The organism is Leptospira terpstrae serovar Hualin str. LT 11-33 = ATCC 700639, assembly GCF_000332495.1.
In the GTDB taxonomy this organism is placed as follows: domain Bacteria; phylum Spirochaetota; class Leptospiria; order Leptospirales; family Leptospiraceae; genus Leptospira_A; species Leptospira_A terpstrae.
Genome location: NZ_AOGW02000002.1, coordinates 1 through 21,001 on the forward strand (window position 1 = coordinate 1; position 21,001 = coordinate 21,001).

Below are 21,001 nucleotides of genomic sequence, written 5' to 3' on the forward strand. Positions count from 1 at the left end.
ATATCATTGGGTCCGAGTGCATGCGAGAATGGTTGTTCGATGGATTGTTTACGGATCCTTCTTTTGGGAGGTTTGATAAGGTTGTTTTGTTTGAGAATACGACCTACAGTACTTGGATGTGGCCATTTTCTAATCATATGAAACCGAGCTGAGAGTGATGCTAGGAGTTTTCTTGCTCCCCACCTGGGATGGTCTTTTCTCTCTTGTAAAATTAGTTCAATGATTTTCTTTCGAGTTTGGTGTGGATGGTATTTCGGTCTTCGGCTTTTGTCTTTTAACCCATCGATCCCATATAGTTTGTATTGCTTTAAATATTTATACCCCGTCACTCTACTGATATTGAATTCATGACAAAGGTCAGTGAGAGACCACCCACCACGTTTCCAAGCGACAACAAATTTCATTCTTTCTTCAAACACGTTTGTCTCCTTCCAAGCCATGACACACTCCTGGTGTGTACATCGTGTTCTGAATCGAAGAATTAAATTCTTGTTTGTAAAGGATGTTGTGAGATCAATTTGTAAGGGATGAAACTAGTACAGACCCACCGTTGCTTTATGTTTGGTTCCATCCCAAAGCAAAACTAAGGTTAGAACTTCATAAACAATTTGAACTTCTAGTTTGGATCATATTAGTCTATATTTCGGGATCCATTGCATTTAGCGACGAGTGGCCCTTACTTTTTTTACCCATTCCCTTTGTGATTGTCACAAGCATTCGATTTCGACAATTTGGTGCCACTCTGGCCACAGTAGTCCTCGCCTTTACCGCTGTTACGCTGACCATTGAAGGAAAAGGTGTTTTTGCAAGACGTGATGCGAGTGGACTTTCTATCAATGATTCTCTTATCTTCTTAGATGCCTTTTTATTTTGTATCAGTGGAATTGCTTACTTTTTAGTGACTGCGACTAGAGAAAGAGAAAGAGCACAACTTGCCTCTTTAAAATCCTTACAGTTCTTAAATGAACTCAAAGAAAAAGCCAATGAAGAATTAGAACAAAAGGTTTTGGAAAGAACTGCAGTCATCGAAGAACAAAGAGCGGAAATCGAAAAACAATTGGATATGGCCAAACGAATCCAAGAGTCTCTTTTTCCTCAAAAGGAAGTTTCTCCCGAAGGTGTAGAAATTCTATTTAAAAACATACCTATGATGAAAGTAGGTGGTGATTTGTATGACATAGTTTGGAAACCCGAAAAACTCGAGTTAGGTGTCTTTATTTGTGATGTTTCAGGTCATGGAATTCCCGCGGCCCTTCTCAGTGCCCTGGTCAAAACCTCCCTTGACAAATGGAAAGAAGACCCTTCCGACTTAAAAGAAAATTTAGAATCCATTCGGAACCAAATCATTCCGAACCTTCGCGAACATTTTGTGACTGCCAGTTTACTCCTTCTGCATACTGATACGGGAGCACTTACTTTTGCAAGGGCTGGACATTTCCCACTCTTTATCATACGCAAGTCAGGTGCCCTTGTCAGTTTAAAACCTATGGGAAGGATCATCACACCGATTTTTCCCATCCTTGCAGAAGAAGAAAAATTCCAATTGGAAACAGGCGATTTGATTGTGATGTTAACCGATGGGTTAACCGAAGCGAGGGCTCCCGAATCTTTTCAAATGTTTGGAGAAGAACGGCTTTTGCATTTAATTCGGGACATGAGAAACCTTCCTTTAAAAGAAATTCGTGACCAAGTCTTTCAATCTGTCATCCAACTATCAGGAGGAATTGCTGCCATCCAGGATGATTTGACCTTTGGTCTCATTCGTTATACGGGTGTTTGACAAAAGAAACAAATTCAAAATCTCACTCTGTCTCCAAAGTTTGTTTGGGTAATTCCAAATAAATCTCATCAATTGCTTCTTGAAATCCATATAAATACATTGTAGTATATACGCTTGGTTCGTTGAATAAATTTCCATAATCTCGCATTTGGAATAAAAAAGGAAAGGGAAGATACCAGGGACTCAAATAACGAGTTCCGGAATGATGACTTACTTTTTCAGATACCAAACTATTTTTATGGTATAATTTCACCGTAACATCCAACGTTATGTTTTGTTTGCAAGGAATGATACAGAAAGTAATCATTTGCAATAATTGTGTGATATTACCTTGGTCCCAATTACTTCTGGGTCGTCCTGCCGAAACAAAGAATACAAAATCAGTTTTAATATTTGTCAGTTGGAATTCTTTATCATCGATATTGTGTATGGAAATTTCTTTCCATTGATAACGATTCTTACCAATCTCTTCTTGTTTTTTTGCAAAGTATTTTGCGGGAGAATCTCCTAATAGAGGGTGAGATTCCACTAAACCTAGGTTACTTGGTCGAAAATACATTCTATTTTGATTCAGAATAGTTACGGTATCGCTGATTTTCCCTTTCTTCGAATCTTTGGGAAATTTTTTAAGTCTACGATCTAAATTGGCAAAAGAACAGTGAGAATAAAAAATGATAAAACAAAAATAGATATACTTCACAGATGAATTTTACCTTGGGCTGGTTCTAAAAATTCTTCCATACAAGGAAGTAGTATCTCTTTCATTTCCTTTTCATTCATGGGACCTAAGTCCCCACCTCTTGGAATGATCGATTTTTCATAATCCGCATAGTTGACATTCGAAACCATTTCTATGATTTCTATTGCATTTTGGTTTATTTGGCGAAAGTAGGCACCACAAGAGATAAATGACCCGATGGGAGTATATACCTTTCGATAAAACAAAATCTTATATGCATTCGAATAGGGAGAATAACTTCGCAGTCGATTTGGGAATTGTTGCTTTTTAGTTTCCATCCACTTATGGATGTCCATCCCTTCAGGAAGAGTCACAGGATTTTTCGGATACACTCGCCGCTCCGGTGGCAAGAGGCTCGCACATCCTACCAAAAGAAAAGTGGAGAGAATCCATTGTCCAAGTTTATCCCCTCCCATTGCTCGGACGGCCTATGTTATGGTTTCGATCGGATGGACCATGTTGTGAATTATGACCGCCGCCTTGGTGGGGAGAGTGAAAACTGGGACCTCCTCCTGGATGAGAATTGCCATTCCTCGGGTGGTGGTAATTACCTCCTCCATTGTGGTTAGGAGAATGGTGAAAGTCCCTTCCTCGTCCTTCATGACCACCGCGAGCTAAATACTCACCGGAATCACTAGTTTCGACACAGCCACCTGCGAAAACGGCAAGACCACTCACCAAAAATAAAGAACAAACAAACCTAACAAGCCTTTGTCGGTTTAGCTTTTCAACGGATTCAAAATTGATTCTGTTCATCATGCCTCCATTATAGGAGCCAGGAACCCATTCTCCAATGGAGGGTTTCCGCATTTGCGGGTAACACCTATGCCGATGTTTTTTGTTCGAACCAAATATCTTTCCAAAGGAAAAAAATATTATGTCGCTATGCGCCCTTGATGCGGAGGAGGCGTTAGCCGTCCGAAGGACCGAAGCGAACGCGAAGTCCGGAGCAAGCAAGGAAAGGCGCCCTAATTCGTTCTTGTTTCCCTCCTTATAGTTAAAAATGATGGAAAAATAAGTTAAATTTTCCGCAGGAAGTGTGCCCATCCATGGCAAATATCTATTACGACGACAGTTGCGATCTAAATCTCCTTAAAGGTAAAACCATTGCAGTGATTGGCTACGGAAGCCAAGGTCACGCCCAAGCTCAAAACATGAAAGATTCTGGTTTGAAAGTCATCATTGGACTTCGCGACGGATCCAAATCAGTAAAAGAAGCAAAAGAAGCTGGTTTTGAAGTTTTCAGTGTTGCGGAAGCCGCAAAAAAAGCAGACATCATTCAGATCCTTGCACCTGATACTATCCAAGCTGACATGTATAAGGCGGACATTGAACCGAACCTTAGTGAAGGAAAGGCCCTTGTTTTCTCTCATGGATTTAACATCCATTATGATCTCATCACTCCTCCAAAAAACGTAGACGTATATATGGTAGCTCCCAAAGGTCCAGGACATTTGGTTCGCCGTGTTTATACGGAAGGTGGTGGAGTTCCTTGCCTTATCGCGATCTACCAAGATGCGACTGGCCAAGCAAAAGCTCGTGCCCTTGCTCACGCAAGTGGAGTGGGTGGAGGAAGAGCTGGAATTTTAGAAACATCTTTCCGTGAAGAAACAGAAACTGACCTCTTCGGAGAACAAGCGGTTCTTTGTGGTGGTGTTGCCAACCTCATTATGAGTGGATTTGAAACTTTAACAGAAGCTGGATACGATCCAGAGATTGCTTATTTTGAATGTTTGCATGAAGTAAAACTCATTACTGATTTGATTTACGAAGGTGGACTTGCTCGTATGCGTTATTCCATTTCTGATACTGCAGAGTATGGAGATTATATCAGCGGACCACGAATCATTGATGCAGGAGTAAAGGCTCGTATGAAGGATGTTCTCACTGATATCCAAAAAGATAAAGGGGCAGCGTTCGCTAAACGTTGGATGGCTGATACAAAAGCTGGATACCCTGAATACAAAAAACTCAAAGAAAAAAATGCAGCCCACCCCATCGAGGATGTAGGTAGAAAACTACGTTCTATGATGAAGTGGCTTGCGAAGTAATTTTAAAGGTAACTAAAAGTTTTAGTCTAAAGAAAGGAAGAAGGGATTTTATATGAAAGTAACACAAAAGATAGTACTCGCAGCACCTGCACGAACTCCTTTTGCTCAAATTGGCAAGGCGCTCTCACAGTACTCAGGCCACCACCTAGGAAAAATCGTAGGTGAAGAAGTAATGAAACGCAGTGGTTTGAAACCTACTGATATTGATGGTGTGATCGTTGGAGAAGGTTTTTCTAACGCACCGAACTCTGCACGTGTGATTGCAAACTTACTTGGACTTCCCATGGAAATTCCTTGTCTTACTGTTGCGAACAACTGTGTATCCGGTTTGGAAGCAGTTGCAGAAGCAACTCGCCGAATTATGTTAGGTGAAGGAAAAGTATTTCTCGTGATTGGGGAAGAATCGCAAACTTCTATGCCATTCGTAGTAAAAAACGCACGCCTTAACAAAAAAACAAACAGCTTAGATTCACTTGTAAAACTTCTTCCAAACGACCTTCCTGAAGGTGTGGAACTTCGTGATACATTGGAAGACGGACTTGGTGACGGCGAAACTTCTTTTGGTATGCAAGTAACAGCAGAAATCCTCGCACAAAACTATGCACTTCCACGCGAAACTCAAGACAAAGTAGCTTACGAATCTTTCAAACGTGCCTTTGATGCTACGCAAGAAGGTCGTTACAAACCATACATTATGGAAGTGAAAGACGATGAAGGAAACATGTTGCAAGCTGACGAAGCAGTTCTTCTTCGTGAAGGTCTTGTAAAAAACCCTACTCGTATGGGTCGCGCGATGTTACTCTTTGACAACCCTCAAATGAAATTTGACCAATTCAAAGATAAATACAGCAAATACTTAAAGAAATCACACGGACCTACTCTTTCTATCTTCAATGCAAGTCCACGTTCTGATGGAGCGGCTGGTATCATTGTAGCTTCTGAAGATGCAGCGAAAAAATTAGGTTTAGTAGCAAAAGCTTATGTAAACGGTTTTAACATGCGCGGTGTGGATCCAAACCTTATGGGTCTTGGCCAAGCAGAAGCAACAGTTGCACTTCTCGGAGAAACTGGTGATAAAATCGAAAACATCGACATCATCGAAATTCACGAAGCATTTGCTGCCACAGCTGTTGCAGCTCTTGAAGAAATCAAAACTAGAACTGGTCTTGACTGGGAAAAGAAATTTGATGAGAAAAAAATCAACCCGAATGGTGGATCTATTTCCATTGGACACCCGTTTGGTGCTACCGGTGTGAGACTCCTTCACAACGCAATCATGGACTTTGATGAAAACAAAGACGTGAAAAAAGTGCTCGTGACTGCATGTGCACACGGTGGGATCGCAGGATCAATGATCGTAGAAAGAGCGTAATCGAATTTAAAATTCGTTCGCGTTCGGTCGAAAGATTGAAGGAAAAAGCCAAGGGAAACCTTGGCTTTTTTTTTTGGGATCGGGACTTACGATTGAGAGAGAAAGAAAACCAAAAGATGAACTCTTTTGAAAAGAAAATCGGGTTTTGCGAAAGGGACTTGTAAAAAGAAAGAAGTAGTGGTAAAGAGAGCGTATTGGGTGGCGGGTCTAGTTCCCCACCCTATTCAGGGCGGGGATACAAGATTCACAATCCACAATACCTTTCCCAAACAGGTTTTAAACCATGAAAATTCAAGAAGAATGCAAAAGCAGGTTTGAATCCTTAATCGCCAACTTCATTGACACAAATTCTTACTTCGCAAATTCTCTCTGGGAAGAAATTGAAACCAGGTATTCAGAACCCCAACGCACTTACCACAACCTAAACCATCTTTATCAAATGTTAGGGGAATATGATTTGGTATCTAAGGAGCTAAAAGATCCTGAGATCACACTTTTTGCGTTATATTATCATGATTTAATATATGATGTCACCTCCAAAACGAACGAAGATGAAAGTGCAAATATTGCCAAAGAAAGATTATCCGTATTAAAAATCGAAAACGAACGGATCAAAACTTGTATGGAACATATTTTGGCGACCAAATCACATAGATTAGGTGACAGGTGCCATCCAGATACATCTTATTTTTTAGATATCGATATATCGATTCTTGGAAGTGAAGAAACAAAATACTACGAATATGCAAATAACATTCGCAAGGAGTATTCGATATTTTCGGATGCAGACTATCAAACTGGACGTGTCCAAGTCCTGCATCATTTTATAGAAAACATTCGACTCTTTCATACGGATATCTTCTTTGATCGATATGAAATGAGAAGCCGCCACAATGTGAAATTAGAGATCCATAGCTTTCTAAAAGGTGAACTTATTTAAAAAGAATTTTGAGTTTTGGTTAATAGGTTTGAAATCGGATGAGGTTGTGGTAAATGGTGTGCATTGGGTGGCGGGTCTAGTTCCCCACCCTATTCAGGGCGGGGATACAAGATTCACACCCCTACCTACCCCCCAAACCTCGCAAGCATCGGAACAAGGCCTTCTTTCGTCTGACCCGCCGTATCATATCCAGGAAAAATCTTAAACAACTTCAAATAAAAATGTTTTTCAATTCGTTTGTTCCCGTTAGCCGTTTTTTCAAATACATCTTTGGTAAACAAATGAAACTCAAAGTATCCTACTTTAAACTTCCCATCTGCATTCAGTCGACGTCCAATACGAAATCGTAATGGATGATTAGAATCTAAAGATTCAAAATGAGGGCCTTCATCAAAATGCGATGACTTTGAAATATGAATTTTTTCTTTCACACCCATTTCTCGAAAGTCCCTTACACCAGGAAGTTGTATTAAAACTTTTCCTTCTCTTCTAAATTCTAAGTCATAGGAGAGGATTTCTAAATTGGATGTATCCAACGCACTTATATCAATCGTTAGATGGTGATCTAATACCTCAGTGGATCTGGTGACAACACTTCCTTCTCTTTGCCCAATCGTAATGACTTTACCTACCGTGAGCGGAATCATGTATTTAAATACTAATCCTGGATCTGGAAGGTCCTTACCGTGAATGGTCATTGCCGAATGGATCGGAGTTTGTGTAATGGTATGGATGTCAGCTATAGGAACTTCGGCTAAACTTGATTGGTTTTGATTCGATGCAGATGTTGTCACTTTGGAAAACGATTTTGATTTGAATGCTTCTAACGATTTTAATTTAGCAATCGTCAGTCTTTGCATGACAGAAACTAGGATAAGTACGGCAACTAATAGGATGAGCACAAACACCCATGTTTCATAAGCATTCATTTTCTCTTCTAACGTTCGTATTTGTTCCATCGAATACGGTTTCATTACTTGTGCGAATATCATCCAACAACCTTTAAGAGGAAAAAGCCTACTCTACTATTGTCGACCTATCATTCAGAGAAAAATACCATTCCTTTGGAAAAGAGATCGACTCACGACAGTACGTTCCCTATTTTTTGCACTATGTCGGGTTACAAAACTTTACTCTACATTCTACTTTTCATCTTTGTTTTTCCCATCTTCGCAGAAAATCATTGGGACGATTATATTCATGAAAAAATAGTTGGCTCCACCTATCGCATCTTTGGTGACAATGTCAATTTACGAGAGACGGATAATATAAAATCTAAAGTCAAAAAGAAACTCTCAATAGGAACATCAGTCACCATTCTTACAAAAACGAACCAAATTTTGGAACAAGATTCAGTGAAAGAATATTGGTATCAGGTTCAATCAGAGAATGAATCCGGATACATCTGGGGAGGACTAATTGCTGACTATTCCTTCCCTTTGGAAGGATATGCGATCTTATGCAGAAATTTGGGTGTCAAACAAAGTAAAATTGAATTAAAACTGATCCAAGGTGACAAACTTCTCTCCCAATCAAAATGGGAAGTAGGTCCTGTTAGCAATGAAAGTTGGAATCATAAAATCTACCCTGCTTCACAATTTTCACCCAACCCCAAATTTCTTTTTGGATTAACTTATCTTGTTTTTTCAGAAATTGAGTATGGATATACAAACGAACAATTGATTACTATTTCACCTGATACAAAACTAGTTTCACATTTTTCATGGAACCCTGGATCTTGTGATCCTCCCTCTTGCGCTGAGTCTTGGTTAGTGTTTCCCAATGAAACCTTACCAGAAGATACAAAAACCAAAAGAAAAATTACCAAAGGAAAACCAAATACAATCCAGGAACTAACCCATAGTTTCGACATTGAAGACTCAAGTTCTCACGAATACTACAAATCTGAATACAAATGGAATGGAACCAAGTTCCAAAAAAAGGAAAACCAATTAAATCAATGAAACAGTTCATCACAACCATAGTCATTTTAACTTTTACACTTCCTCTATTTGCTTGGAACAACCATGCCGGTATTACCTATCTAATTTTAAAGGATCATTGGAAGAGCAAAGACTCTCCGAAAGTCAAAGTAGAATCTTTAAAAACCTTTTTGGCAAAAGAAAAATCATCCATCCAAGACAGTTTGACTATTTCTGAGGAATGGGCTCTGAAACGTCTCCCCCACCTAACACCAACTAGTGAAAGTTTGAAGTTTTCTAACACCACAAAAGAGGCAGACCTTGTAGTCAGTTTTTATAAAGCACTTCGGGTCAATCCAAACCATAAAGCAGCCTTGTACATCCAGTCAGTTCCCAAAAGAAATGGAACCAAACTTCCTTTGAACCAACTCACGACTCTCAATGAAAAAGGAAAATTGGTAAATGAAACCTTTTTATCCTTACAAGAAGGGCAAATGATCGGTGCAGATGAAGTTTTGATATCGGCAACAGATGAACCTGATTATGATTTAGATTTGTATTTATTTGAAGATAGTGGAAGTGAAGTGGGAAAAATTTATGGATTTGGAAACCAACCATTTGGAAATCCTGCAGTAGAATTTTCTTCACAAGCACCTTTCCACATGGGTTTTTATTATGAACCTGGTATCATCTTCGCCCTTGCAGGATTCTTAAAAAAAACCTACCCAGAATACCGAATCCACCAGTTTACAGAGCTTTCAAATTTAGCTTTCCGAACAGGCCATCCTTATTGGGGATATCGGTTTGCCGGTTGGGCCTTGCATTACATCCAAGACCTCACTCAACCGTACCACTCGTCTGTATTACCAAGAGTCAGTGCAGCAAAACAAATTGGCGTACAACTTGTATCCTTTGTAGGTTACCAATCGCCAAAAGAGAATATGATTCGGTTTGTGTCAGGAAGGCATACGTTAATCGAGGAATACCAATACTATTTGATTCGAAACTTAATTGAAACAAAAAATTGGAACCATCCCGTAGCAAGTTCCATCACTGGATTTTCACCAAATGATCGGATCGAATGGCAGGGGATGGATGTTTTGCGAGAAAATGTTTGTAAAGAAGCTTATAATGCCGGCGAACCTATGGATGAACAACTGGAACATTTAGAGATTCCCAAATATGAAACCTTATATGAACCAAACCATCCAATTCATAATATTCTTGGATCCCTACTACACAACACATCCAAACATACAAGAGCTTATTTGGATGCACTAAAAACTAACTAATCGAAATCGTCAGCCGCAAATCTTTCGAGTAACTCTAAAGGAATAATTTCTAACGCACGTTTGTGGGTAGATTCTAAAAAAACCTTTGGAGGAACTCCATTGCGGTAGGCTTCTAACCACCTAGAGGCACAAAGACACCAACGTTCTCCTGGTTTCACACCAGGAAAGGCGTATTGTGGCCAAGGTGTGATTAGGTCATTGCCACTTTGTTTTTGGGATTCTAAAAATTCCTCAGTAGCCAGAACACAGACCGTATGAGAACCAACGTCATCATCGGATGTATTACAACATCCATCCCGAAAAAAACCAGTCAGAGGATGAGTGGAGCAGGGTGCCAAAGGTCCGCCGAGTACATTCAGAGATTCATCCATTTCCATAGGAATCTCAAACTAGACAGGCAATCAAAATTGGGAAGATGTTTCTGTAATTAACTGCGAAAAAAGATGGGGGTTTGCACCCCCAGTAGAACGACCAAAAGGTCTTGGAAAGCCCATAGCCAATCTACTATACATACATTTACTTGTCAAACGATTATGCTTTTACATCAAAAAAAAGAATCTTTTTTTCCTCTCCATTGACCCGCACTCGGACCTTCCAACGACCAACAAATTTGGGATTGTTTGCAATCGAAAGGTATCTACCCTCAAAGGCCAAATTCTTTTGAGCAATCCAATCCAGTTTCATAGGCTCAAAACCCTTTCCATCAATGGATATATCCACCTCAATTCGTTGGTTTCCAGGCCGCGCAAATTCTAAAGAAACCAAAAAGTTTTCTCCCAATTGGAAAGAGTTTTCTCCGCATTGTACCTTTTCTCGTTTCGCAGTTAACTTACAAATTTGAATGTCTTCTACTAGTATATCTGTCTTTGAGTCGATTCCAGAACGCGGATGCCAATACAAATAATATTCATTTAGAGTGTCTCTCTCTGAATATTGAGTTCGAAAGACAGTAGGAATTGTTGTTACTTCTAATTGACGATTTGGTTTGTGTACTTCAAAATGCAAATGCGGACCTTGCGTATAACCAGTATTACCCGAGTATCCGATCAATTGACCGGCTTCTACCACATCCCCTAGTTTTACAACAACACCATTTTTCATTAGGTGAGCATAATTTCCCAAGGTTCCATCTTCATGTTGGATAATGATAAAATTTGCCTTTGATAATAGATCCCTTCGGAATCCACCTTCCGAATAACGAGCCTCAGTTGCCATTACATAACCTTTTCTTGCTGCATGTACGGGAGTGCCAACTGGAATTCCAAAATCAATAGAATAGGCAAAGTTACCAAAATGGGTCACAGATCCATTATAACCTTGTACAACCTTAGCTCGAATTTCTGGACCGAATGGTAAGAGGTAACTGACTGAATCATCATGAATGCTATCCCAATCTCCTGGCCGAACACGAAAGGAAAAAGAATGAAATGCATTTTTGGATTTGTCTTCCAAAAGAAATTTTGTAATAAAAACAGGAGCCGGTCCCTTCACAACCACAAAGTAAGGGAATACTAAATCAGTCTTAAAATTAACAAGAGTGGCATTGAGTAAAACTGAATTTGTAATTTTAGGATTTGGGTTGTGGTTACGGATAGATAACTCAATTCCATCCTCATCCTTAGTTTGGATGAGACAAATCCATTCTTGGTTGCATTCTTCAGTAACATTTGTTTCCGCAGACAATCCAAAGGAAAAACCAAAAAACAATATAATAAATAAAAACCTAATCACTTGGTACTCGTTAATTGAAATTGAAGTTCTTTTTGGACCACTCCATCAATAGAGACGGTTGCAGTCCAATCACCCTCGGGAGATTCCAAAGAATCCTCAAAAGGAACATCCAAATAAGTATCCCACCACTCTGGATTTGTCTCCCAATTATACAATTTCATAATAGAGGTTCCATTTTTACGAACTGAAATTTGTATCTTATATCGAGATGGTTTCAAAAGAGGAATATAAAAGTAAAGTGGGGAACTGCTTGGAAAAGAAGTCACATTACAACCCAATCTTTCCAAATTTTGAACCGATTCACAAATTTGGATTTCTTCTACGTCGGATACCAATTTCACCGCAGGTTCGTTTGCCTCCCGGCGCCAGTGCAGTTGTCCTTCGGCAATGATCTCCGCATCAGAGGATTCCGTCCGAAACATAGTAGGTATTGTTTTTTTTCGTAAGTAAGATGTGGGTTTGTACACTTCAAAATGCAAATGAGGACCATCACTAAATCCAGTGCTTCCGGCATAACCTACGGGAGTTCCAGCGGTTACCCTTTGGCCACGTTTGACAAGAACACCCATATAACGGAGGTGAGCATATTGTCCAATGGTTCCGTCATCATGAAGTATTTTTACATAATTTGCCGAGTGAATGTACTTCATTTCAAATCCACCCTCATTATTTTTTTGTTCTGTATCTATTACAATACCATCTCTAGAAGCTGTTACCAAATCCCCTTCTTTCAATCCAAAATCGATCGAATAACGATTGTCACCTTGATGGCTTTTGACTCCTTTATAACCTTGATAAATACGGACTTTTTTATCTTTTTCAAAGGGCAATTCATAAACAACTTTAGGATCATGTGATACAGAATGATTACCAAGGATCCATTTGTATTTGATTTGGTAGACCCATCGTTTTTTCGGTTTGATTACATTCAAACGAAACATTTTTTTACGTTTGGGGCCTTTTATCACAGTAACCAAAGGAAGTTTTACACTGCTTTTCATATTCTTGGAAGTTGCATTGACTGAGACTGTTGTGTAGGTTTCATCGATAGCAATTTTATTCTGAAAGTAAATATCGACTCCTGTTTTGTCCTGAACATAAATGACACAGAGTCTGTCCATGGAACAAAATTCGGAATGTTCTTTGGCAATTAAAAATCCAAAAGGACAAACTAAAAATAGGATGAAAAAACCAAATCTCATAAAACAGGAATCATCTTAACGATAAGAACACTTAAAAGACAATCCATTTTCCATCATAAAAACTTGATTGCCTAATGATTTCTGATCCATAAACTTCGACACATGAGTTCAACCTTATACACATTCCCCATCTCACATTTTTCTGAAAAAGCTAGATGGGCACTCGATCTTGCAAACTATCCCTACCAACTTAACCCAATGGTTCCCGGACAACATATCCAAATATTAAAACCACTAGTAAATGATTTATATGTACCAGTTTTAGAGACAGAGACAGAAGTCGTCCAAGGTTCAGGGCATATTCTAGATTTAGTCGAAGAAAAAGCATTTGGTCACAAAGCATCTCCGGAAGAAAAACAAATGGAAGAGAAAGTAGATAGCCAAATTGGAAAAAGTCTACAAACTCTTTTATATCACTTTATCCTAGATTATCCAGATATCGTAGGGAAATTGTTTTTATTAAAACCAATTTCCCTTAGTGATACGGTAGGACCTCCAGAACATTTTGATTTGATTGCCTTATCTCTCAAAAGAAGATACAAAATCACTCCCAAAAATCTAGAAGTCGTAAAACAATCATTAGATGAATGTTCCAAAGAATTAAAGGAAATTTACAATAGCCGTAAATTTTTTAATGGGAATTCCTTTGGACGAGTGGATTTGACTGTGGCAAGTCTTATGGGAATGCTTGCAGAACCAAAAGAATCGCCCGCCTATCCTTGGTTTTCCTCAGTACAAATGCCTGAATCCTTTCTTACCTGGCGTAAAGAGTTAGGATTGGAATTGTTATTCGATAGAATCGGAGAATTTTATAAAGAATTCCGAACCCAATCCAAATAATCAGAATTTCCTGAAACAATAGGCAATAAAACGATGCAGGGAATTTCATAAGAATGTAATTCTTTGATTCTCTGCATAAGAAGTTCCGACTTTCCTCTTGTTGTTTTGAATAAACAAACAACTTCCGTTGACTCTTCCAAAACATCTTTCCATAGGTAAAGGGAATCCATTCCTTTGACAATGTTGGCACAGGCAGCCAACTGTTCTGTAATTACAATTTTTGCGATTTTTTTGGCCTCATCGTCTGAGGTAAAAGTGACATAGACTGTGCCGATTTCCCATGGTTCTTTCATTTAATTTATTTCCTACTTGCTCAAAATTTTAGATACTTATGATTTTACTTATGCAGTTTTCTTTTTCCAAAACATCCCTATTCATCGCAGCACTCTGCCTACCGATCTTTGCAGAACCACTCAATCCTCCGAGTATCACTTCCTCCAGTCAATTGTTACCTAAGTCAAAAAAATACACGCCCATCCTTGCAATGGACGGAAAACTCAAAACTAGTTGGGTAGAAGGTGTGGAAGGCGAAGGGATTGGTGAGTCCTTACAAATCAAATACAAGTCACCTATCAACTTTCGTTCCCTTTCCATCTACAATGGATTTGGCGATCCGAAACTTTGGGCCGCAAACAATCGAATCAAAAAACTAAAAATTTCGACAGAAGAGGGAATTGAAGAAATCGTTTCGCTAAAAGATAGTTTGTCACTCCAAATGATAGAATTCAAATCCGAACTTAGGGCCAAAGAAATATCACTTACGATTCAAGAAGTATATAAAGGTACTAATACAGAAAATACAGCTATCGCAGAAGTGGTATTCAATTCAGAACAAGCAGGATCCGCACTCATTCCTCCTAAAAATACTTGGGCGATTGGAAAATGGAAAACAAAATCCAATATTGCAAGGATCCAACTTCATAATGACGGAACTTGTGAGATGGGTTACGAAACTGCTAAGATGTTATGTACTTGGACAGAAAAAGGAGACAGAGTCATCGTAAGTTTAGAAGCTACCCTTCCCCTTACCAATACCGATATTTTGGAAATCAAACGTAGAGGAAATCCATCCGATCCTACTCTTGAGATCAATGGAAAACATGAATTTATCTCCAATCGGGACGGAGTTTAAAGTTAGGTTTTAATCCAGACTTTAATCCATCCAGGATTGCCAAATGGATTCCACCACGGAAGGTTCTTTTTCTTCCGTGGTTTCAAAATACAATACTGTGTTTTGGTATGGTTTCCCACTCAGGTCTCTAACAGGCGTTAAGAGAATCATTGTGATTCCTAATTCCTTTTCTAGTCGCTTGAGAGTCGACCATTCCTCTAAAGAACCTTGTTTGGGATATGGCAAAATCAAAATCCCACTCACCACTTCTTTGATTGGATTTCTTTTTTTACGAACTTCCCAAAGTATACGACCAATCGAATAACGAAAGTTAAACTCAGATACCGGTTGGATTTGGACCTTTCCCTCTTCGCGAAACAAAAATCCGTCAATGGCACAAGGGCCTGAATATTCTTTGGGGACAAGGCCTTTGACATCACGAACCAAATCCATCACTGGAGGCAGAAAGGAAGCGGAATAAGGAAGTTCTGAGCCTCCAATCCGAATCCCTCGAAACACTCCTTCCTTATCAATGAGCATTGCAGTCGCTGTGAGATAATAAAATTCTCCATCCCTTACGTCCCAAAGAGTAGAAAAATCAAAGAACCGATCGTCTCCTACCCAAAACTCAGCAAGGATGGGAAAACCAAAAAGTCTTTTGTTAACTTGCGACATCTTCCAGGAATCAGAAGCCGATTTGAAGATTATATGATTTCTACCTGCTAAACCAAATTCACTTTTGAGTACAATCGGAAGTTTTGCCTCTTCTAGTTCAGCAAACAAATGTTCTTCGGAAGTGATTACCTTTGCTGGTAAAGGGGAATGGTTTTTACGAAAATCTAGTTGAGTGATTTTGGAATTGAGATAACGAGAGGTTTCTATGCGGATGGGATCTTCGACAAGTCTACCTTCATACCATTCGTTTCGATTTCCCCATTCCACGAAAGTTACATCTCCCAGTAGAGCTCCGTCTTGGACTGGTGTGCCAGGATTAAGGCCCACTTCTTTCCAATGGGAAAAGAGTTCCTCACTTGGCAATTCATCCACGAGCACAAAGTCTTCCGCGCGCGAAATAGGAAAGAACATCTTCTCTAAACAACGATTCCTCCGTTTGAGGGAGGTATCTAAGTTCAGCGGTGTCTGAGGTAATCTATACTCAAAAAGTGAGTCTAGATAATAGAGAATCTGTGCCAATCAATAGATGCGTCGGATGGCAGTGGCAATCCGCTGTACGTTATCTTTGGTTAGGTTAGGATAAATAGGAATACAATGTCCTCTTTGGTAGAGACGTTCTGCATTTGGAAATTCTAAAGGATTTACTTCTAGTACTCGATGAAGAGGTTCGTCTACAGTTCTTTGGGTTCCAATATGGATGGATTTAAAATAACGTTGGATCTCTTCATAGTTTTGTCCCGAAACAACAATTGGAAATCTTTGGAAAGTATCTTCTGTTGGATTTTGAAAGTAAGTTTCCAATCTTGAGTTTTGCACCGCTTGTAAATAAGCAGAAGCAATTTTTTTCTTTCGCTCTAAGATCACACCTAGTTTGGAAAGTTGTTCTATCCCAAGGGCTGCTTGGTAATCTACCAAATTGTAATCATACTTTGGTTCACCAAAGTTACGTTTTGCGGAAGGACCCGATTTGTATGATTTGACTGCCGTGGCAAGAGAACTTTCGGAAGTGATGATCATAGCACCATTCCCAGTGGTAATGATGTTTTCCGCACTGAGTCCACAAATGGCGATTTTGGATTGTTTTCCCACTGTGATGGTTTCGGAAGTAGCACCAATGGCTTCAGTAAAATCTTCTAAAACTTCCAATCCTTCGATAGAATAATCGCTCAAACGAATGAGTGATCCAAATCCATGATCAAAAAGTGCAAAACGAGCGCCCGATTCATTTTTTTTACGAAGGAATTCTTCTGGGCATGGATGAAAAGAGTTTCGTTTTAAATCCACAAGCACTGGTTTTGCTTGCAAAAGAAAAATGGCATCCAATGCAGAAATAGGAGCATAACTAGAAAGAAGAACGGAGTCCCCCGCTTTCACACCTAATGCAAGTAATGCCAAGTGATATGCGGAAGTAAGAGAATTGGAGGAGATGGCATGTTTGATTTTAAAAGTGTGACAGAACGTTTTTTCAAATCTTTCTACGATTTCGCCAGTAGAAAGGTGTTCGTCCACGAGGCATTCCAAAACACCTTTCAGGTCTTCCCTAGAAAGGGTTGGTTTAAAAAATTCGATGTCTTTTTCTTTTCGAATAGGTCTTTGTATTGTTTCGGTGCTCATCCAACAGCACTCCTCTATATTATGTCACTTAAATACCTTGTTTCCGAATTATGTCACTTCATTTTTCGAAATGCGAACATAATTTTAGAATTCCCTTGGAAAAAGGGTTCTGGATGAGGAAAGTTTGGTGAATATGACCCCCATGACGGATTCTTTTTCTTCTCTTTGGGCTACTCGCCTCCGCCAAAACCAGGGAATTCGATCCCTAATGGAAGACCTGGGCCAAGTCACTGGTCATCCGGATGAAATCTTACTCGGGGGAGGAAATCCTGCCCATATTGCAGAAGCCGAAGAAATTTTTGCGGAAACCTTTCTTACCCTAGCAAAAGACAAAAACCTCACGGCACTTCTTGGTGATTACCAAGCGCCAATTGGCAATGACAGGTTTCGGTCCCTTGCTGCCGAATATTTATCACCATATTTGGGTGCAAAACTCACAAAACACAATATCGCTTTTTTTAATGGCAGTCAAAATGCTTATTCTTACTTACTCAACGTTCATTCCGGTAAAATGACTGATGGAAGTTTTAAAAAAATCCTTCTTCCTATTGTCCCAGAATACATTGGTTATGCGGACCAGTCCATAGAAAAAGACGCATTTGTAGCAACCAAACCGGAAGTGATTCCCACAGGAAGTCATAGATTTCGCTATGGACTCAACCAAACGGAATTTGATCTGTCGAATGTAGGTTGTGTGGCTCTATCGCGTCCAACAAATCCCACGGGAAATATTTTGTCTCTAAAAGACATCCACTGGATAGAAGAAAGAACAGAAAAAAAAACAATTCCCCTTCTCATAGATTTAGCCTATGGAAATCCATTTCCCAATTTAATTGGAGAGGAAGAACCTGTCGCCTACAAGGAGGGAAGAACTCTTTCCTTAAGTTTTTCTAAAATTGGACTTCCTGGGGTTCGTTTGGGGATCATCATATCCAATCCAGACACTATCGAAACCCTTTCTTCTTATGCTGCCGTTGGTAATTTAGCTGTGGGAAACCTTGGTGTGTATATGATGGATCTACTCTTTCGTAAGGACATTCTTCCCGTTCTTGCAAAAAACATCTTACGTCCGTTTTATGATCAAAAAAGAGAAGTTGCCATTTCTATCTTGGAATCGGAATTTCAAAAACAGGGAGTGGAATATGAAATCCATGATCCTTTGGGTGGATTTTTTCTTTGGATTCGTTTTCCAAATCTATCTGTATCCAATCATAAACTTTACCACCTTTGTAAAGATAAACGGCTCTTTATCGTATCAGGACATTATTTCTTTCCGGGATTAAACTCAGATTTTTCCCACACCCAAGATTGCATACGTTTGACATATTGCCGTAAGGAAGAAGAATTAGCCAGGGGAGCCTATATCTTGGCAGAGATAGTGGCCTCTCACCAGGCGAAATCCAAATGAGTGAAGACAGCATTGATCTATCAGACACAGTCGTAGAGAACCCCTCATCCAAAGAGGAAAGTTCATCCGATAGACCATCTGCACAATCTTACATTTTTTTATCAGATTCCGTGGGAAGTCTTACCCCCACTGCCCGTTGTATTTTAGATGAACTGAAAGACTGGCACAAACGTGTAGAAAAACACGGCAGTAAAGAAAAACACGCATCCTACTTGATGACAGTGGATAAACTTCCTGAAGCACTGGGAAAATATACGAACCTCGGAGCCCAAGGCCGTTCCGAAAATTCCATCCACCATGCACTCCGTCAGATTTTAGACATTGACCATAGAGGCCAAAACAGAGCTGCATATGCCTACCCTTACCTAATTCGTACTGGCAGTAAAATCTCTTCTAAAATTGCCCTCATAGCACCGCAGAACGAAAATAAAACGGACACCCAACCTTACAGACAGGCGTGTTTTCGATTTTCACAAGATCTTATCAAAGTCCTTTTAGAGAACCGCGCCAAAAAAGGAAGGAACTGGGACGAAGACAATCCAGGATCACTCCTCTTGCAGAAAAACAAAGAAGGAAACACTTGGTTGTATCCTAAACTCGGTTCCTTGGAAGCAGAAATCTCTTCCCTAGTGCGAAAAGGATTTGGGAATTTACCATACATTCCAATGCCAGACTTTCTCCAAGACTTCACGGACTTTGCGAGAGAACAAAACTTAGCACTTTCAGTTCTCACTGATTATCACATCGTCATTGATGAATTAAACATTCTACCCGATGGAAGTTTCAAACGTTTGCCAGAAGTTGTGAACCAAATCCTTGCACATATGAATGGGTTGGAACATTTCACAAAAGAACAACTCACAAAACTTGCCAAAGATGCAAAATATGTATCTTTTCTTTCTTCTTTTAGTGATTATATTTCTACACCAAAGTTTCCTTCTTTAGAATCCAAAATGAATCCAGAAGAAGAAGTGAAAAAGTTTTTATCCATCATTGAAAATTTTCCTTACCCTGTGGAAAAAGGGAACAGAGCTTTATCTGTCAAAGAGACCATTGAACTCAGTGTAAAAATACTAAAAAGACTTTCAGAAGAAAAAGGATCTGTTTTAACACGGAAGGATGATAGTATTTATGGAACTGTTAAGAATGCGGTAATCAGTCGAATTCCTGAACATACAAAAAATCATAATACACTCCTCCGCATCGACTTTGAAGAAGAAGTGGCCAAAGCCGGTATCACATCGGAAGAAAAAGCAAACGAATACATCAAACGATTGAAAGATGATGTGTTTTCAGACCATTCTTATTACGAAGAAAAACAACCAGATGGAAAATCTATTTATTATGTAGTCGATCATGGTTATATGGCAGCGGTCATCCACAAACTTGCGTTTGAGGGGAGAACCAACCCTGAATATAAAAAACAATTAGGTTATGCTAAAATCATTAATCATAAACTTTCCAATCCCAAACATCCGGAACTTAACAACAAACTAAAACCAGAGCTAATTTCCAAACTCAATGCCGATGTAAAAAACATGGAAGTGGAAGAATTGGAAAAAGAACGTTCCAATGAAATTCGTTCCCGCTTCAATGCTGTTCCGGGTATTTTGACCTTTGTAGTAAGCACTCTCATATTTATCACTGCTGCATATTATCTCCGTTCTGCGATGCCGATATTTTTTGGAGTACCTTTTTCTGTGGTACTTGGATTTATGGCGGCCATCTACTTCCGCGAAAAATCCACAGAGGAAATCCGAGATGATATCAAAAACTCTGGAAAGTTTTCGGGAATCGGTGACTGGGGAAAACCAACTTACAATTCCAGTTCCTCCTCTTCTTCCTATGAAGATGACGCGGAAACGAGTAAAAAAGAAGAGAAACTTTCTCATATCTATAAAGCCGCAGATAACTTCGTATTTCCCAAACGATTCAACAAAATCACTGACAAAGTATTGGATCCTAAGTCGTTGCGGTCTCGTATCTACGAAAACTTGGACAATATCAAAAGAAACAATATGACTCTCGGCAAAGAAAAGGATGATGATAAAGTTGCTTCTACTGTCGAATATGCTGTCTTACAATCCGTTTCTACCATCCTCATTCCTGACGATGTCGCCATCAGAGACCTTCCGAACACCATTCTCATCAACCGCAACGATATGAAGTCTGCACTCTTTCGTGGCCAACTTGCGGACCACTACCGAGAGGAAATGAACAAAAAGAAGTTCGATAAAAAATTAGTAAAATACTACACTTACCTCATCAACACGGTAGAGATGGAGTATTATAAATACCTTCCGAAAAAACGAGTTTAGATACTA

At 39.4% G+C, this 21,001-nt stretch carries 21 protein-coding genes; 10 read left to right on the plus strand and 11 right to left on the minus strand.

The window, feature by feature from the left end; genetic code table 11:
* On the minus strand, positions 1-440 hold a 440-nt coding region (locus LEP1GSC203_RS00135; protein ID WP_002971808.1), incomplete at its 3' end, for a helix-turn-helix domain-containing protein.
* A 110-nt stretch (positions 441-550) separates the two neighbouring features.
* Here LEP1GSC203_RS00135 and LEP1GSC203_RS00140 point away from each other — a divergent pair.
* On the plus strand, positions 551-1,780 hold the full coding sequence (locus LEP1GSC203_RS00140) for a PP2C family protein-serine/threonine phosphatase (protein WP_002971693.1): 1,230 nt from the start codon (positions 551-553) through the stop codon (positions 1,778-1,780).
* Between the two features lie 22 nt (positions 1,781-1,802).
* Here the strand turns inward: LEP1GSC203_RS00140 and LEP1GSC203_RS00145 are convergent, their stop codons facing one another.
* The 3 genes from LEP1GSC203_RS00145 to LEP1GSC203_RS00155 all read right to left on the minus strand — a co-directional run bounded on the left by LEP1GSC203_RS00145 (position 1,803) and on the right by LEP1GSC203_RS00155 (position 3,329).
* A complete protein-coding gene (locus LEP1GSC203_RS00145; RefSeq protein WP_232225674.1) occupies positions 1,803-2,339 on the minus strand; it encodes a hypothetical protein in 537 nt (178 codons plus the stop codon).
* A 137-nt stretch (positions 2,340-2,476) separates the two neighbouring features.
* Positions 2,477-2,935, minus strand: a complete 459-nt coding sequence (locus LEP1GSC203_RS00150; protein WP_039936763.1) for a hypothetical protein — start codon at positions 2,933-2,935, stop codon at positions 2,477-2,479.
* Positions 2,922-3,329: a hypothetical protein gene (locus tag LEP1GSC203_RS00155; RefSeq protein WP_039936852.1), complete on the minus strand. Its 408-nt coding sequence runs from the start codon at positions 3,327-3,329 to the stop codon at positions 2,922-2,924. The genes LEP1GSC203_RS00150 and LEP1GSC203_RS00155 overlap by 14 nt, the downstream gene beginning before the upstream one ends.
* A gap of 239 nt (positions 3,330-3,568) precedes the next feature.
* Between LEP1GSC203_RS00155 and ilvC the strand changes: the two genes are divergently transcribed.
* The 3 genes from ilvC to LEP1GSC203_RS00170 all read left to right on the plus strand — a co-directional run bounded on the left by ilvC (position 3,569) and on the right by LEP1GSC203_RS00170 (position 6,882).
* Positions 3,569-4,570: a ketol-acid reductoisomerase gene (ilvC, locus tag LEP1GSC203_RS00160; RefSeq protein WP_002971576.1), complete on the plus strand. Its 1,002-nt coding sequence runs from the start codon at positions 3,569-3,571 to the stop codon at positions 4,568-4,570.
* 52 nt (positions 4,571-4,622) lie between these two features.
* Entirely contained in the window at positions 4,623-5,942 is a 1,320-nt protein-coding gene (locus LEP1GSC203_RS00165; RefSeq protein WP_002971805.1) for a thiolase family protein, read from the plus strand.
* A gap of 283 nt (positions 5,943-6,225) precedes the next feature.
* Positions 6,226-6,882 carry an HD domain-containing protein gene (locus tag LEP1GSC203_RS00170; protein ID WP_002971687.1) on the plus strand — a complete coding sequence of 219 codons (657 nt, stop codon included), beginning with the start codon at positions 6,226-6,228 and terminating at the stop codon, positions 6,880-6,882.
* A 125-nt stretch (positions 6,883-7,007) separates the two neighbouring features.
* Here the strand turns inward: LEP1GSC203_RS00170 and LEP1GSC203_RS00175 are convergent, their stop codons facing one another.
* Positions 7,008-7,874 carry a hypothetical protein gene (locus LEP1GSC203_RS00175; RefSeq protein ID WP_039936765.1) on the minus strand — a complete coding sequence of 289 codons (867 nt, stop codon included), beginning with the start codon at positions 7,872-7,874 and terminating at the stop codon, positions 7,008-7,010.
* Between the two features lie 120 nt (positions 7,875-7,994).
* Between LEP1GSC203_RS00175 and LEP1GSC203_RS00180 the strand changes: the two genes are divergently transcribed.
* Together LEP1GSC203_RS00180 and LEP1GSC203_RS00185 are read left to right on the plus strand one after the other, a co-directional pair.
* A complete protein-coding gene (locus LEP1GSC203_RS00180) occupies positions 7,995-8,846 on the plus strand; it encodes an SH3 domain-containing protein (protein ID WP_002971818.1) in 852 nt (283 codons plus the stop codon).
* Positions 8,843-10,096, plus strand: coding sequence for a phospholipase C/P1 nuclease family protein (locus LEP1GSC203_RS00185; RefSeq protein WP_002971736.1), 1,254 nt, complete (start codon positions 8,843-8,845; stop codon positions 10,094-10,096). Before LEP1GSC203_RS00180 ends, LEP1GSC203_RS00185 begins: the two co-directional genes overlap by 4 nt.
* Here LEP1GSC203_RS00185 and LEP1GSC203_RS00190 read toward each other — a convergent pair.
* From LEP1GSC203_RS00190 to LEP1GSC203_RS00200, 3 genes are all read right to left on the minus strand, one after another.
* Positions 10,093-10,473: a DUF2237 family protein gene (locus LEP1GSC203_RS00190; protein WP_002971716.1), complete on the minus strand. Its 381-nt coding sequence runs from the start codon at positions 10,471-10,473 to the stop codon at positions 10,093-10,095. The genes LEP1GSC203_RS00185 and LEP1GSC203_RS00190 overlap by 4 nt on opposite strands.
* Positions 10,474-10,627: 154 nt before the next feature.
* A complete protein-coding gene (locus LEP1GSC203_RS00195; RefSeq protein WP_039936767.1) occupies positions 10,628-11,827 on the minus strand; it encodes a M23 family metallopeptidase in 1,200 nt (399 codons plus the stop codon).
* Entirely contained in the window at positions 11,824-13,029 is a 1,206-nt protein-coding gene (locus LEP1GSC203_RS00200) for a M23 family metallopeptidase (RefSeq protein WP_002971607.1), read from the minus strand. Before LEP1GSC203_RS00200 ends, LEP1GSC203_RS00195 begins: the two co-directional genes overlap by 4 nt.
* Positions 13,030-13,131: 102 nt before the next feature.
* Here LEP1GSC203_RS00200 and LEP1GSC203_RS00205 point away from each other — a divergent pair, with 102 nt between their 5' ends.
* Positions 13,132-13,869, plus strand: coding sequence for a glutathione S-transferase N-terminal domain-containing protein (locus LEP1GSC203_RS00205; RefSeq protein WP_002971665.1), 738 nt, complete (start codon positions 13,132-13,134; stop codon positions 13,867-13,869).
* On the opposite strand, the gene cutA is transcribed toward LEP1GSC203_RS00205, so the two are convergent.
* Positions 13,839-14,162 (minus strand): divalent-cation tolerance protein CutA, encoded by a 324-nt coding sequence (gene cutA, locus LEP1GSC203_RS00210; protein WP_002971908.1) that lies wholly within the window; start codon positions 14,160-14,162, stop codon positions 13,839-13,841. The two genes, LEP1GSC203_RS00205 and cutA, sit on opposite strands and share 31 nt — an antisense overlap.
* A gap of 50 nt (positions 14,163-14,212) precedes the next feature.
* Between cutA and LEP1GSC203_RS00215 the strand changes: the two genes are divergently transcribed.
* The gene (locus LEP1GSC203_RS00215; RefSeq protein ID WP_039936854.1) at positions 14,213-15,001 is read left to right on the plus strand and encodes an NADase-type glycan-binding domain-containing protein; all 789 of its coding nucleotides are present in this window, start codon (positions 14,213-14,215) and stop codon (positions 14,999-15,001) included.
* Positions 15,002-15,022: 21 nt separating this feature from the next.
* Here the strand turns inward: LEP1GSC203_RS00215 and LEP1GSC203_RS00220 are convergent, their stop codons facing one another.
* Both LEP1GSC203_RS00220 and LEP1GSC203_RS00225 read right to left on the minus strand, forming a co-directional pair.
* On the minus strand, positions 15,023-16,066 hold the full coding sequence (locus LEP1GSC203_RS00220) for a hypothetical protein (RefSeq protein WP_002971722.1): 1,044 nt from the start codon (positions 16,064-16,066) through the stop codon (positions 15,023-15,025).
* Between the two features lie 108 nt (positions 16,067-16,174).
* Positions 16,175-17,269, minus strand: coding sequence for a DegT/DnrJ/EryC1/StrS family aminotransferase (locus LEP1GSC203_RS00225; RefSeq protein ID WP_002971616.1), 1,095 nt, complete (start codon positions 17,267-17,269; stop codon positions 16,175-16,177).
* 133 nt (positions 17,270-17,402) lie between these two features.
* On the opposite strand from LEP1GSC203_RS00225, the gene LEP1GSC203_RS00230 reads away from it, so the two are divergent.
* A complete protein-coding gene (locus LEP1GSC203_RS00230) occupies positions 17,403-18,677 on the plus strand; it encodes a valine--pyruvate transaminase (RefSeq protein WP_002971827.1) in 1,275 nt (424 codons plus the stop codon).
* On the plus strand, positions 18,674-20,995 hold the full coding sequence (locus tag LEP1GSC203_RS00235) for a hypothetical protein (protein WP_002971916.1): 2,322 nt from the start codon (positions 18,674-18,676) through the stop codon (positions 20,993-20,995). The genes LEP1GSC203_RS00230 and LEP1GSC203_RS00235 overlap by 4 nt, the downstream gene beginning before the upstream one ends.
* The last annotated feature ends 6 nt before the right edge of the window (positions 20,996-21,001 follow it).

Bases quoted from the DNA above. Each gene is read 5' to 3' on its own strand.
- LEP1GSC203_RS00225 (WP_002971616.1), bottom strand. From the start codon at position 17,269: ATGAGCACCGAAACAATACAAAGACCTATTCGAAAAGAAAAAGACATC.
- LEP1GSC203_RS00185 (WP_002971736.1), top strand. From the start codon at position 8,843: ATGAAACAGTTCATCACAACCATAGTCATTTTAACTTTTACACTTCCT.
- LEP1GSC203_RS00220 (WP_002971722.1), bottom strand. From the start codon at position 16,066: ATGTTCTTTCCTATTTCGCGCGCGGAAGACTTTGTGCTCGTGGATGAA.
- LEP1GSC203_RS00165 (WP_002971805.1), top strand. From the start codon at position 4,623: ATGAAAGTAACACAAAAGATAGTACTCGCAGCACCTGCACGAACTCCT.
- LEP1GSC203_RS00170 (WP_002971687.1), top strand. From the start codon at position 6,226: ATGAAAATTCAAGAAGAATGCAAAAGCAGGTTTGAATCCTTAATCGCC.
- LEP1GSC203_RS00215 (WP_039936854.1), top strand. From the start codon at position 14,213: ATGCAGTTTTCTTTTTCCAAAACATCCCTATTCATCGCAGCACTCTGC.
- LEP1GSC203_RS00190 (WP_002971716.1), bottom strand. From the start codon at position 10,473: ATGGAAATGGATGAATCTCTGAATGTACTCGGCGGACCTTTGGCACCC.
- LEP1GSC203_RS00175 (WP_039936765.1), bottom strand. From the start codon at position 7,874: ATGATATTCGCACAAGTAATGAAACCGTATTCGATGGAACAAATACGA.
- LEP1GSC203_RS00150 (WP_039936763.1), bottom strand. From the start codon at position 2,935: ATGGGAGGGGATAAACTTGGACAATGGATTCTCTCCACTTTTCTTTTG.
- ilvC (WP_002971576.1), top strand. From the start codon at position 3,569: ATGGCAAATATCTATTACGACGACAGTTGCGATCTAAATCTCCTTAAA.
- LEP1GSC203_RS00230 (WP_002971827.1), top strand. From the start codon at position 17,403: ATGACCCCCATGACGGATTCTTTTTCTTCTCTTTGGGCTACTCGCCTC.
- LEP1GSC203_RS00235 (WP_002971916.1), top strand. From the start codon at position 18,674: ATGAGTGAAGACAGCATTGATCTATCAGACACAGTCGTAGAGAACCCC.
- LEP1GSC203_RS00205 (WP_002971665.1), top strand. From the start codon at position 13,132: ATGAGTTCAACCTTATACACATTCCCCATCTCACATTTTTCTGAAAAA.
- LEP1GSC203_RS00180 (WP_002971818.1), top strand. From the start codon at position 7,995: ATGTCGGGTTACAAAACTTTACTCTACATTCTACTTTTCATCTTTGTT.
- LEP1GSC203_RS00145 (WP_232225674.1), bottom strand. From the start codon at position 2,339: ATGTATTTTCGACCAAGTAACCTAGGTTTAGTGGAATCTCACCCTCTA.
- LEP1GSC203_RS00155 (WP_039936852.1), bottom strand. From the start codon at position 3,329: ATGCGGAAACCCTCCATTGGAGAATGGGTTCCTGGCTCCTATAATGGA.
- cutA (WP_002971908.1), bottom strand. From the start codon at position 14,162: ATGAAAGAACCATGGGAAATCGGCACAGTCTATGTCACTTTTACCTCA.
- LEP1GSC203_RS00200 (WP_002971607.1), bottom strand. From the start codon at position 13,029: ATGAGATTTGGTTTTTTCATCCTATTTTTAGTTTGTCCTTTTGGATTT.